Origin of the sequence: Alkalilimnicola ehrlichii (genome assembly GCF_003399765.1) — a bacterium.
GTDB lineage: Bacteria > Pseudomonadota > Gammaproteobacteria > Nitrococcales > AK92 > AK92.
The window spans coordinates 1-12,930 of the sequence record NZ_NFZV01000004.1 but is presented as its reverse complement, the minus strand read 5'-3'; the positions used below and the strand labels follow the sequence as shown (position 1 = coordinate 12,930).

The following is a 12,930-nucleotide window of genomic DNA, read 5'->3' as shown; positions in this document are numbered from 1 at the left end:
ATAGAGCGGCCCTTATGCCGCAACACCCAGCTCCTCCAATAACGCATCCATATGCTTCGCCCAACCTTGATTGGCCTTCGGATTCGCCGGGCTGGGGTGCGTCACGCCGGTCACCTGCATACCGCGCGACTCGGCAACGGCTTCGACGCGTTGCTCGGCAAAACGTCCGACGCCCACTACCCAGCGCGGCTGCAATGCATCCAGCAAACGTCCCAGGCCGCGATCGCATACCTCGAATAAAGCACGCTGCTCATCGCGCCGTAACTTATCGGGAGTACGATTCGTGCCCTTCTCGTCAAAGAAGGCCAACGGGCAGTAATTCAGCACAAAAAACCGCTCCAGAAAGCGCTCCGCGGTACCGAACCGCTCCTGCGCCCAGCCCCAAATGCGGCTCCCGCTAACCTCGCGGCGGCGATTGGCGAAGCCGCTCACCGGACGCTTCGGGTGCACGTGCGGCGGCTGCTCGACCGGCGCCTCGATACCGAGCCAATCACGCACCATAACAATGTCGCCAAACGGCACGCCGGTCTGCAACATACCGAACGGCCCAGGGTTCATCCCGACCAACACCACTTCAGGCCGCCCCCCGTGAAACAAGCGCAAATACTGCTCGTGCGGAACCCAAGCGTAATCCAACGGATTGTACACGTGCGTGGTGGGCGGCCCGAACTCAAGCGCATCGCATTCGCGGCCAAGTTCGCGGGTAATCTGAATCAGCGTTTCCGCACTAGCACTCATAGATTTTCCTTTACGGGGCGACAACTCCTGCCAAGAGAGTAACGGCGGGCTATCGGCAGGCCAAGTGGCCGCGTCCGACACGGGCACTTGGCAATGAGCCCGCCGTACTACTTATTCGGTGGGACGTAGGCGCACCAACGGGGCGTCGTTGCTATCGACGAGCAGATAAAGATAGCCGTCCGGCCCGGTGCGAACATCGCGAATCCGCCACCTGCGATCGGCAAGTAAGGTTTCTTCGCCGGTGATCGCCTCGCCGTCGACGCTCAAACGCGTCAAGTGCCGCCGCGCCAGCGACCCGATAAACAAATCATTCCGCCATTCGGGGAACGCGTCGCCTGTGTAGAACGTCATGCCGGAAGGGGCATAGGAATCGTGCCAATGATAAACCGGCGCGACCATATCGTCCCGCTCGTGCGGATCCGGCCCGATCGGGCTACCGTCGCTGTACTCGCGGCCATAACTGGTCACCGGCCAGCCGTAGTTCTCGCCGGCCCGCGGCAGATTCACCTCGTCGCCGCCGCGCGGCCCATGCTCGTGCTGCCAAAGAACCCCGGTTTCCGGATGTAACGTCATTCCCTGCGCGTTACGATGGCCATAGCTGTAAATAGCCGGCTTTGCATCCTCGCGATCGACAAAGGGATTATCGGCGGGGATGCGGCCATCCTCGTGCAAGCGCAGCGTCGTGCCCTGGTGATTACCGAGCTGCTGCGAGCGGTCGCGGTCGCCACGGTCTCCCACCGTGACGAAAAGATACCCCTCGGCGTCGAATACCAAACGAGAGCCGAAATGCTGGCCACCGCCGGTAAAAGGCGTTGCGACGTGAATAACTTCGAAATCTTCCAAGTAGTTACCGTCCAACCGGCCACGCCCCACATGGGTGGCATAGCCGCCCTCGCCTGCGCCGGCATAGCTTAGATAAACCCACCGGGTCTCCTCGAAATCAGGGTGTAAGGCCACATCCAGCAAGCCGCCTTGGTTCACCACCGCTACTTCAGGGATGCCTTCGATCGTCTGGCGCTCGCCGGTCGTCACATCGACTCGGCTTAGCCGCCCCGGGCGCTCGGTCACCAGCGCTTCCCGCTCGTTCAAAAACGTCAACGCCCACGGATGCTCAAAGCCTTCGCTAACAAGCTCCACCTGATAGCTCGGGTTTTCGGCAGCTACCGCGACACAACCTCCCAGTACACCGGCCGCAATCGACAATCGTAATGCGGTACGAGCAATAGTCCTCATACACCCTCCACGGTTTAAGGCCATATAACCTGCCAAAACGCCCCCATTAGAGCAGAACTACATTCCGCATGACAAAAATCATCATGCTCCCGCACCGCCTTCGCTACCCTCCCACCCCGAAAGGAAACGCCTCAGTGCTCCCCAAGAACGACAAGACAGGAGTCCGCCATGAGTATTCCCGACTACGTGAGCTGGAAAGAGGAGCTTAGCGTCGGCATCCAGGAAATCGACGAGCAGCACAAGTGCCTGATAGAACTCATCAACGAACTTAATGCCGCGATGCTAGCTCGGCGTGGGCAGGAATCGGTCGATCAGGCGCTCGACAAGCTAATCGAATACACACGGACGCACTTCGTCGTCGAAGAAAGCCTGATGCGCATCCTCGGCTACCCCATCGCCGAGTATGAAGCGCATAAACGACACCACGAAGACCTCATTCAACAAGTGCTGGAGTTCAAGTACCAACTGGTCGGCGAAGGCAAAGTATCGCGCCAGGAACTGATGGAATTTCTGCGCAACTGGCTGATCAACCACATCATGAAAGAAGACCAAAACTACAGCGAGCATTTTCTTAAACACGGCGCCCAACGCTCTTGGCTAAAACCCGGCTGGTTTCGCAAAATCTGGTAGTCGCAGCGGCCAAAAGCGCGCCCGCAATCCGCACGATATGCTATCCTCGCTTGTTTTAGGAAAGCGCTGATAACGGCCTTATCCGCCGTAACAACTATCAGCCACCGGCTAGAACCGTATAGAGGATCGAACACATGCCAGCCTATCGCTCGCGGACCTCCACCTTCGGTCGCAACATGGCCGGCGCCCGCGCCCTGTGGCGGGCCACCGGGATGAAAGACGAGGATTTCGCCAAGCCGATTATCGCAGTGGCCAACTCCTTCACCCAATTCGTACCCGGCCACGTCCACCTCAAGGACATGGGCCAACTGGTCATCGAAGAAATCGAGAAAGCGGGCGGCGTCGGCAAAGAGTTCAACACCATAGCGGTAGACGACGGCATCGCCATGGGCCACGACGGCATGCTCTACTCGCTGCCCTCGCGCGACATCATCGCCGACAGCGTCGAATACATGTGCAACGCCCACACCGCCGATGCGTTGGTCTGCATATCCAACTGCGACAAGATCACCCCCGGCATGTTAATGGCCGCCATGCGCCTCAACATCCCGGCGATCTTCGTCTCCGGCGGCCCGATGGAAGCGGGCAAGACCCGCCTGGCCGGCGAGGATCTGAGCCTTGATCTGGTCGACGCCATGGTCGCGGCCGCCGACCCCAATCGTAGCGACGAAGACGTCGCGACCATCGAGCGCTCGGCCTGCCCGACCTGCGGCTCCTGCTCCGGCATGTTCACCGCCAACTCGATGAACTGCCTCACCGAAGCGCTTGGCCTGAGCCTGCCCGGCAACGGCTCGCTGCTCGCCACTCACGCCGACCGCGAGCGACTGTTCCGCGAAGCCGGCCGCCGCATCGTCGAACTCACCGAGCGCTACTATCGTGGCGAGGACGACAGCGTTCTGCCGCGCAACATCGCCAGCCGGGCCGCGTTCGAAAACGCCATGAGCCTCGATATCGCCATGGGCGGCTCCACCAACACCGTGTTGCACCTGCTCGCAGCAGCGCAAGAAGGCGAAGTCGACTTCACCATGAGCGACATCGATCATCTTTCGCGCAAAGTCCCCAACCTGTGCAAGGTCGCCCCGGCCACCCAGGCTTACCACATGGAAGACGTCCACCGCGCCGGCGGCGTCGTCGGTATTCTCGGCGAGCTCGACCGTGCCGGATTGCTGAAAACCGACGTCCCGACCGTGCACAGCAAAACACTGGTCGAAGGACTGGACAAGTGGGACATCAAACGCACCCAGGACGAGAGCGTCAAAGAGTTCTTCCGGGCCGGGCCGGCCGGTATTCCGACTCAGACCGCCTTCAGCCAGGCCACGCGCTATCCGAGCCTGGACGATGACCGCGAAAACGGCTGCATCCGTTCGCTGGAGCATGCCTATAGCCGCGACGGCGGCCTAGCCGTACTGTATGGCAACTTAGCCGAGCGCGGCTGCATCGTGAAAACCGCCGGCGTCGACGAGAGCATTCTCACCTTCGAAGGCCCGGCGCGGATCTTCGAAAGCCAGGACAGCGCCGTCGAAGGCATTCTCGGCAACAAGGTTCAAGCGGGCGATGTGGTCATCATCCGCTACGAAGGCCCACGCGGCGGCCCCGGTATGCAGGAAATGCTCTACCCGACCAGCTACCTGAAGTCGAAGGGTCTCGGCAAAGACTGCGCGTTGATCACCGACGGTCGCTTCTCCGGCGGCACCTCGGGGCTGTCCATCGGGCACGTATCGCCGGAAGCCGCCGAACAAGGCAACATCGCCCTGATCGAGGAAGGCGACACCATCCGCATCGATATCCCCAACCGCAAGATCGAAATCGCGATCTCCGACGAAGAGCTGGCGAAGCGGCGCCAAGCGATGGAAGCCAAAGGCGCGACCGCCTGGAAGCCCTCCATCGAGCGCACCCGCCGCGTCAGCACAGCACTAAAGGCCTATGCCAAACTCACCACCAGCGCCGACAAAGGCGCGGTGCGGAATTTGGACCTGCTGGATTAAACAATCCCGCTAGCCTATGAACGAAGAAGCCCCGGCAATGCCGGGGCTTCTTCCTAACCAGGCTCGTTATCCAAAGCGCTGACGATCAATAGAACCAATCCCCACTCGTCAACCAATCATCAAACGCATCCGCATCGGGATAGGTATCATAGAGGGTACCCCCCAGATACACGCTGACTTGTCCTAGTACACTACCGAAATCCCAGATCATCACAGAACCGCCGCCGGTAACCCTGAGAGTATCGCCACACGGCAAGTCTTCACCGCAAGCCGCGCTGTAATCCAAGACAGCGTCGGTTTCACTGTAAATAGCGCCTTGGAACGGCGCATCGTCACTCCACAAGCCGAAGCGGCCGCTATAGCTTATAACTCCGTTATCATCACTAAGCTTATAGTCCGCAACGGCAAACTGCTCGGACCAAGTCTCGCCTTCGTAGAACTCTTCCCACTCAAACAGAAACTGAGCGTCACTTATGTCTAAGCGATCGCCTGCCTCCTGAAGCTTCGCGTTACCGGCGTCCCGCTCGCGTAGCCACCAAACGAGCTCGCCATCGACACGCTCTTCCTCGACCACGGTAAGGTCCATGCTGAACCTGCTAACCCCGCCGCTGTCGACGTTCACCTCAATAAAGCCGTCTGCCATTTCCCTGACTTCAATGCCCGCAAAATCGTCCAGGTAGCGAAGGCAATTGTCATACACGACACGATACCGATTCTCGCTCTCCGAGAAGGTTTTAGATCCGACATCGTTCTCGCAGGAAGTGGTTTCGTCTAACGAGCGGGCATAGAAGCTTCCGGTATAAGCGACTTCCCTCCTCCCGCTTCGCGCATCTTCCAACGCGAGGAACCCCGACCCCTCGGTGATCCGCCGATAAACGTTACGTTCACGCTCCCCCCTACGGTCAGACTCATACTCTTGTTCCGTCGCACCGAAAGGGGTAAAAGGCAGGGCGTCGTCCCCGACAAAAGCCAACTCGGAAACGAAAAAGCCCACCGCCGCAGCGTTCGACTCATCAATGACAACGCCATTGTTGTGAACGTCGGTCAACTGGTTAATCAGCGCTTGATAGCCAGCATTACCACCACTGGAGCTACTACTCCCCCACATGCACTAAGAAGGACGGCAGACAGCACCGCTACGCCAGCCACGACAGGCCGCTTATACCCATGAATTGCAATCAAGATGATTTCCCCAAAGGAAGTTAATTATTTTAGTGTCCGCTAATATTTTTACAGAGATACTTATAAAAAACCATTCGCCTCAGGAGGAAATTGCGTTTCTACCCAACCAAGCCGGCCCTCAGCACAACGGCATCCAAATCCGCCCGCCCGACCGGCAAGGTGCGCCGTTCCCCTCTCTGCGCCTCCTTATGGCTCTTGGGCGTCGAGAATCCAATCCTCGAACGCTCGAAGATCCATAGCTGGCAACACATAGCCGGTGCGCTCGTAGTGCACCGTGACCGACTGCCCGTCCGAGCCGTATTCGAGCAAAAGCGCGGTATCTTCGGCGCCGCGTATCCTCATGCCGCCACCGCAGGAAAAATGTCCGAGCACCTCGGCGTCCGTACAACGATAAAGGGCCGGCACACTTTCCATGGAGACCGCGCTACCGATAGGCAGTATCGGCTGGCTCAAACGGGCACCGAGCCGCCCATTAACGGTGAACGCATCCCCTTGCTCGACGTAGTCGAAATCCTGGAACGCGAGCTCAACTATTAACCTGCCCTCCTCCGCCGAGGACGGGACGTTCTCCTCGATCAGCACCGAGGCATTACGCACGGCATCGACGCCGTCGCTGCTAAAGCGGTCGAACGCCCCTGCGTAGCGCTCGTAAGCGGCCGGTGAATCGGGCTCGTTCAAAAGACGCTGGGTATAGGTCACGTCGACGGTGTAACGACCGGCGCGATCGTAATCGGATTCCAATAATCGCAGGTCCACGAAGCCGTCAACCATAACTTGCTGGTCATACTCTTCGTGTAGCACACAGCCCTCGAACTCCAGCAGATATATTCCCTCGCCTTCGGAGAACCACATCTGCCCGTCTCCCGCCGGGCAAGCCTCCGGCTCCACCGCCGGCTGATAACTTCCGGTCCGAGGGATCTCCCAAGCATCCCCCAGCTTCTCTTCCAACAACAGCATCGCCGCATGCTCGGCGACGGCGCTCCGAAAGCCTCCGCCGGCATAGGCGCCAACGCCGCCGAACGAAAACCCCAAAGAAGCAAACGCCGGCGCAATGTCATCGGCCAGTACCGTCGGCCGCTTCTCAAGCGCTGTCAATTCGGCAATGCGCTCCGCCCTTGGAACTGCCGGCAACTTAACCTCGCCGCCGTCGTCGTCACGGCCACTACTACTGCTATCGCCGTTACAAGCGGCAAGCGCCCCGATTGATAGCAAAACAACACCGACCGCAGCCGGCTTCGCCAACCCCTGAAAGTACTTGAACATTACTTCCCCCAAGAATGTTCATTAAATTAATACGTTCAAATATTCTCTCAGGGTATAGCTCTTTGTACATTAGGCCGTTTGGGCCTAATGGCTCAAACCAGCCCCGTTCGCTCAAGAATCAGCGCCAAATCAGCCCCCACCGGCAAGGTACCGTATACATCGCCGGCATCCGCTCCCAGCCGGGTAGCACAGAACGCATCGGCGACAGCGGCGGGCGCGTGCCGCACCAGTAACGACGCTTGCAGACTCAGCGCCATCAAACTCGCCACACGGCGGGCGCGAAGTTGCACATCGCTCGGATCGCGCAGCTCCGTCTGCAACCGCTCAATCGCACGGTCCAAATGCACATTGCCGCCGGCAGCGCCCTGTAGCTCGCCCATGAAGACGGATACCGTTTCCGGCTCGCGCTGCATAGCACGCAGGATGTCCAGGCAAATAACATTACCCGAGCCTTCCCAAATGCTGTTCAGCGGCGCCTCCCGATACAGCCGCGGCATGCCGGACTCTTCGACATAACCGGCACCGCCCAGACACTCCATCGTCTCGTAAATAAATTCGGGCGCGCGCTTATTGGTCCAGAATTTCGTCACCGGCGTAGCGATACGAGAGAATAATTGCGCTTGGGTATCGCTGTGCGACTCGTCGAAGGCACGCGCCACCCGCATCACCATGGCCGTCGCCGCCTCGACTTCCAACGCCAAATCGGCCAGCACGTTGCGCATCAAAGGCTGATTGATAAGCAGCTCGCCGAAGGCTTTGCGGTGCTTAGCGTGATGTACGGCTTGCACCAAGGCATGCCGCATCATGCCCGGCGGCGCAGTCGCCGCATCGAGACGGGTTTGGTGCACCATTTCGATGATCGTCGCGACCCCTCGCCCCTCGGCACCGACCATTACTGCATACGTACCGTTGTATTCGATCTCACTCGAAGCATTGGAGCGGTTGCCGAGCTTATCCTTCAGGCGCTGGATAAAAAACGGGTTGCGCGAACCGTCCGGACGCCAGCGCGGCACCAGAAAACAAGACAACCCGGCCTCGGTTTGAGCCAGGGTAAGAAACCCATCCGACATCGGTGCCGAACAGAACCACTTGTGCCCGACCAGCTCATAGTCCGCCCCAGGCCCGCCTTTACCGAGGGGAACGGCGCGGGTAGTGTTCGCCCGCACATCGGAGCCGCCCTGTTTTTCTGTCATCGCCATACCGAACGTCACGCCGGTTTTCTCGCCCGCCGGCAGACAACGGGGGTCGTATTGCGACGATAAAATGCGCGGCTCCCACTCGGCCGCCAGCTCGGGCTGATGACGCAAGGCGGGCACGACTGCGTGCGTCATCGTAATCGGGCAACACACACCCTGCTCGGGCTGCGTCAACAAATACATAGCGGCCGTATGCGCCACAGCGCCGCCTTCGCCCGGCCGCTTCCAGGCAATCGAATGAATATCGTGGCGGATCGCCATACTCATCAGATCGTGGTACGCCGGGTGGAACTCGACTTCGTCGACACGGTGGCCGTAGCGGTCAAAGGTTTTCAGCTCCGGCACATGCTGGTTGGCAAGAAACCCCAACTCGCGGTAAAACTCGCTGCCCGTGGCTTGCCCCAACTCTTGCGCGTAGCCCAACACCCAGGACGGCGCTTCCCGTTGCAGAGCCTCCCGTAAGGGGATGTCGGTATCGCAGGCATTGTAGTCGCCCAGAGGCGCGGCTTGATTGGTGACCTCATGGGTCGGTAGCTGGGTCATGGGGGTGCGGTATTTCATCTTCTCCTCCCAGTCGGCTAAAGCGTTTGTCGTTGTTATCGGCCCGCGTAGCGCGGTCAGTTTTTCACCATAATGCCACACAAGTTTCGCCTCGGCGCAGCAAGCAAAGTAGAATCACGCTCTTTGGTAATTGGGGGATGCGCGATGCTCGATAACGATCAAGCCCAAGTCGTCGCCCACGACGATGGCCCGGCAGCCGTATTGGCCGGCGCCGGCTCCGGCAAAACCCGCTGTACGACCGAGCGCGCCGCACGTCGGCTGACCGAATCGGGCGTGTCGAGCGACGGCTTGATGCTGCTGACGTTTACCAACAAAGCTGCCGCCGAGATGCGCGAGCGGCTGCGTAGCCGTCTGCCCAAGCAACTGGCCTTACCTTGGATCGGGACGTTTCACAGTTTTGGCAACCGTCTGCTACGCAGCTACGGCAAAACCATCGGCATCCCCAAAAACGCCACACTGATGGACGCCGACGACGCCGGCCGAATGCTCGATGCTTTTCTCGCCGCGCCATTCCCCGACAAGACGCGTCGTATCGACGCGGTGCGGCTTAACGAAGCGATCAACGCGCACGGCCTGGACATCACCGCCGAGGCGGACCGCCCGGCTATCGAGCACTTGTGCGACAAAGCCGGATTCTCAGGCCACTTGCTACGCGGCGTACTCACCGCACTAACGCGCTACGAAAAAGAGAAACGCCGCGCCGGCATTCTCGACTTCAGCGACTTGATCCTGCTACCGGCACGCCTGCTACGCAAAGACGAAGCCTTGCAGGAACGCCTGCGGCAACAGCTACGGGATGTCACCGTCGACGAAGCCCAGGACACCGACGGCGCCCAATTCCGCCTATTAAAACTAATCTCGCCGCATAGCCGCACCGTGCTACTCGTCGGCGACGACGACCAGGCCATCTACGAGTGGCGCCACGCGCGGCCGGAGAACATGCGCGATTTCATCGACGAGTACGGCGCAACGATTTATCGCCTGGAGCGAAACTACCGCTCGACGCCGGCCATCGTCACCGGCGGCGCCGCTTTGGTGCGCCACAATGAAAACCGCCTGGAGAAAAACCCCTACGCAGTGCGCAAGGCGCCGGAACGCGACGGCGTCCGCTTGATTCACTACGATGACAGCGACACGATGGCCGAAGGCGTAGCCGACCGCATCCACGCCGCTACCGCCCAAGGCACCAGCCCCGGCGATATCGCCGTCCTATACCGGAAAAACCGCCTGGCGCGACTGATCGAAACCGCCCTACTCCGGCGCGCCATTCCCTACCGCATCAAGGCGGGCACGGATCTCTTAAGCTACGCCGACGTTCGCATGATGTTGGCGGCCGGACGGCTGGCGATCAACCGCCGCGACGTGCGCGCGCTCTCGCGCCTGGCCGACCTGGTGCCCGGCCTCGGCGCCAAAGGCGTCGGCCAAATGATCGCCGCCGGCGACGATCCGCTGCAACACACCGGGCGCTTATCGGCCAAAGCGGCCAAAGGCGTCGGCGAACTGGCTAGCGCGCTGGAGCAACTGTATCGCGACGGGCCCGACAAACTGCTCCACTGGTGCGAAAACACCGGCCTATTCCGCAGTTGGCTGCAACAGCGCGCAAAGAACAGCTTAAAGGCAGCCGGGCGACCGATCGATCGCAGCGAACTGGAGCTAGCGTTGCGCCCCGCCAAAGGCCGGATGGGCGCGATTCAACGCGCGATGAGTAAACGCCTGGAAACGGCGGCTCGAAACGCCTCCCTCGACGAGCGCTGGGCCACGGGGCTGGAAGTAATCGCCGGCGGCACCGACGAAGCCGAGACCGACCAACCGAAAGTCACCCTGTGCTCGATTCATGCCTCCAAAGGGCTCGAGTGGCCGATTGTGCATGTCTTCGGTTTCTCCGACGGCTTAATGCCGATGGCGCGGGAAGACACGGTAGAAAACCTCCCTGAAGAGCGACGCTTAGCCTACGTTGCCCTTACCCGGGCGCAGAACCAAATCGTGCTGCATCACGCCGAACGAATCGACCTTGGCACCGGCGGCGGCGCGGAAGAAATGCAAGTATCGCGCTTTATGGTAGAAATCAACCGCGGCCACCAGATCGAACTCATCGACCGCCGCCAAGGCAAAAGCACGCCGGATAACGAAGAATCACAAAAAACCGCCAAAGACTGGCTGGCGGAAATGCGTAAGACCGTCAACACATAACCCCAACAGGCAATGTTTGATACCCTATTGTCTTACGCGCCAACATGGAACGACGAGGTAAGCCCATGGCCGACGAAATGCAAGACATTCAAATGGATCTCGACAACCTCTACCAAGAAGAGGTTTTCACCGACCGCCGCATCGGCAGCATCATGCGCCTAACGCCGGTTACCGCCGAAGGCGAAACCGACACCGGCCGCGACGTGCTCTATGTCGGTCAAACCCAAATCATGACGCCCGCCGGCGCCCTGCCGCTGAGCTTCGAAATCGAGGCGAAATCCTTGAAAGAAGCCATCGAAGGCTTCCCGGCAGCGGCGCAGAAATCGGTCGACGACACCATGGAGCGGCTGAAAGAAATGCGCCGCGAAGCGGCCTCCTCGCTGGTCATCCCGGAAGGCGGCGGTGGCGGCTTCGGCGGCCAAGGCGGCATGCCCGGCGGCGGCATGCCGGGTGGCGGCAAGATTCAGCTGCGCTAAACAACGATTTCGCCGGGGCGGGCAACCCCGCCCCGGTATTATCGCCTGTGCTCCACCTCCTGCATCACCCGGTCGGCGCTTACCCGCCACCTTTTCCGGCCGCGTTGCAGGGCCGCCTGAGGTACAGTCGAAACCCGTCACTTCCGCCTGCTCTACTTCCTGTCCTGCCTTGCGCATCGTGATTGTGGCGCTGAGGCGGCGAATCTCCGTCTAATACACTGACCTGAAATCAAAACCTTACAACTTGCCCCGTTCGCCTCAGGCTCTGTGCCTCTCCCCGCGCCTATGGCACTATTACGACATGCTTCCCCCATACCACGAAAAACGCTGAGGGCGAGGGTATGCCGCCGCTGGAATATAACCGCTTGGACCATAATGGATCATAAGGACATGCGCACGTCGCTGAGCCACTTACCGGCTGAGAAACAGCAGGAACTAGAGCAGATCGCCGGCCTGATCGACAAAGCCGTGCAGCCGGAGCTGGTGATTCTCTACGGCAGCTATGCGCGAGGCGATTACAAGGAAGAGAAAGACCTAGCCCCACACCGTTGGTCGGGGCATGCCTCGGATTACGATATTCTGGTGGTGGTATCGGATCGCACCGCCGAATCGGACGCAGAGCTGGGGCGGCAACTTTATGAGCTGTGCAACGCGCAGCACTTCTCGGCGTCCGTCCGGCCGATTGTTCATCGCCTCAGCCACGTGAACCAAAGCCTGCGGGAAGGGCGGTATTTTTTCCTCGACATCAAGCGCGAGGGGCGCGTGTTATTGGGCAGCAACATCGGCCCGCTGACCGAGCCGGAAGAATTACCGACCAAGGACCGGCTGCGGATTGCGCAGGAGTATTTTCAAAGTTGCTTTCCTCAGGCTGCTCATTTCTATGAGCAGTACGAGTTTTCGCTGGCTAAAGAGCAGCTACGGCCGGCCGCTTTCAATCTCAATCAAACGACCGAATCTGCCTATAAGTGCATTCTCTTGGTTCACACCCTGTATTGCCCGCACGAGCATCTATTGGACTATCTCGGGTTCCAAGCGTCGGATTACGGACCGGTGTTCGAAGAGATCTTCCCGCACACCACGCAGCTAGAGCGGGATATGTTCCAGCTGCTCGACAATGCCTACATCGCCGCCCGCTACCATCTCGACTTCAACGTCACGGAAGAAGACCTCGATTACTTAGCGCCCAAAGTGCAGCGTTTGTTGGACGTAACCCAAGCGCTGTGCGAACAGGAACTGGAGCGCTTGCGGGAGGAAAGTCAGGAATAAGCGTGGGCTGCATTGTTTGGGCATGAAGCCATCCGAGGCGGGTAACTGATAGATGGACGCCTGCGCCCCGCCCTCCCCGGCTAGGGGCGGTGGTGTGACTTCCAGCAACACCGCAACACCGGGACAGCCATCCAACAGCCATCCAACAAAGGAAGCCCGCCGACTGAACGCCTACCCTCTGCCTTCCCCGGCTACAGGGTGGTGACTTCC

At 59.9% G+C, this 12,930-nt stretch carries 10 protein-coding genes; 5 read left to right on the top strand and 5 right to left on the bottom strand.

What is annotated here, in order from left to right; genetic code table 11:
* Positions 1 to 12 precede the first annotated feature (12 nt).
* On the bottom strand, positions 13 to 738 hold the full coding sequence (locus tag CAI21_RS04930; protein WP_116301283.1) for a uracil-DNA glycosylase family protein: 726 nt from the start codon (positions 736 to 738) through the stop codon (positions 13 to 15).
* 111 nt (positions 739 to 849) lie between these two features.
* Positions 850 to 1,971, bottom strand: coding sequence for a PQQ-dependent sugar dehydrogenase (locus CAI21_RS04925; RefSeq protein ID WP_116301282.1), 1,122 nt, complete (start codon positions 1,969 to 1,971; stop codon positions 850 to 852).
* A gap of 168 nt (positions 1,972 to 2,139) precedes the next feature.
* Between CAI21_RS04925 and CAI21_RS04920 the strand changes: the two genes are divergently transcribed.
* Together CAI21_RS04920 and ilvD are read left to right on the top strand one after the other, a co-directional pair.
* On the top strand, positions 2,140 to 2,601 hold the full coding sequence (locus CAI21_RS04920; RefSeq protein ID WP_220347773.1) for a bacteriohemerythrin: 462 nt from the start codon (positions 2,140 to 2,142) through the stop codon (positions 2,599 to 2,601).
* 134 nt (positions 2,602 to 2,735) lie between these two features.
* Positions 2,736 to 4,586: a dihydroxy-acid dehydratase gene (gene ilvD, locus CAI21_RS04915; RefSeq protein WP_116301281.1), complete on the top strand. Its 1,851-nt coding sequence runs from the start codon at positions 2,736 to 2,738 to the stop codon at positions 4,584 to 4,586.
* A gap of 85 nt (positions 4,587 to 4,671) precedes the next feature.
* Here ilvD and CAI21_RS04910 read toward each other — a convergent pair whose 3' ends face one another.
* From CAI21_RS04910 to CAI21_RS04900, 3 genes are all read right to left on the bottom strand, one after another.
* Complete coding sequence (locus tag CAI21_RS04910; protein ID WP_116301280.1) at positions 4,672 to 5,694, bottom strand: hypothetical protein; 1,023 nt, start codon at positions 5,692 to 5,694, stop codon at positions 4,672 to 4,674.
* 260 nt (positions 5,695 to 5,954) lie between these two features.
* A complete protein-coding gene (locus CAI21_RS04905) occupies positions 5,955 to 7,031 on the bottom strand; it encodes a hypothetical protein (protein ID WP_116301279.1) in 1,077 nt (358 codons plus the stop codon).
* A gap of 92 nt (positions 7,032 to 7,123) precedes the next feature.
* Complete coding sequence (locus tag CAI21_RS04900; RefSeq protein ID WP_116301278.1) at positions 7,124 to 8,788, bottom strand: acyl-CoA dehydrogenase family protein; 1,665 nt, start codon at positions 8,786 to 8,788, stop codon at positions 7,124 to 7,126.
* 144 nt (positions 8,789 to 8,932) lie between these two features.
* Between CAI21_RS04900 and CAI21_RS04895 the strand changes: the two genes are divergently transcribed.
* From CAI21_RS04895 to CAI21_RS04885, 3 genes are all read left to right on the top strand, one after another.
* Positions 8,933 to 10,978, top strand: coding sequence for an ATP-dependent helicase (locus tag CAI21_RS04895; protein ID WP_181919271.1), 2,046 nt, complete (start codon positions 8,933 to 8,935; stop codon positions 10,976 to 10,978).
* Positions 10,979 to 11,043: 65 nt separating this feature from the next.
* Positions 11,044 to 11,454 carry a hypothetical protein gene (locus tag CAI21_RS04890; protein WP_116301276.1) on the top strand — a complete coding sequence of 137 codons (411 nt, stop codon included), beginning with the start codon at positions 11,044 to 11,046 and terminating at the stop codon, positions 11,452 to 11,454.
* 375 nt (positions 11,455 to 11,829) lie between these two features.
* Complete coding sequence (locus tag CAI21_RS04885; protein WP_181919270.1) at positions 11,830 to 12,720, top strand: HEPN domain-containing protein; 891 nt, start codon at positions 11,830 to 11,832, stop codon at positions 12,718 to 12,720.
* Positions 12,721 to 12,930: the final 210 nt, after the last annotated feature.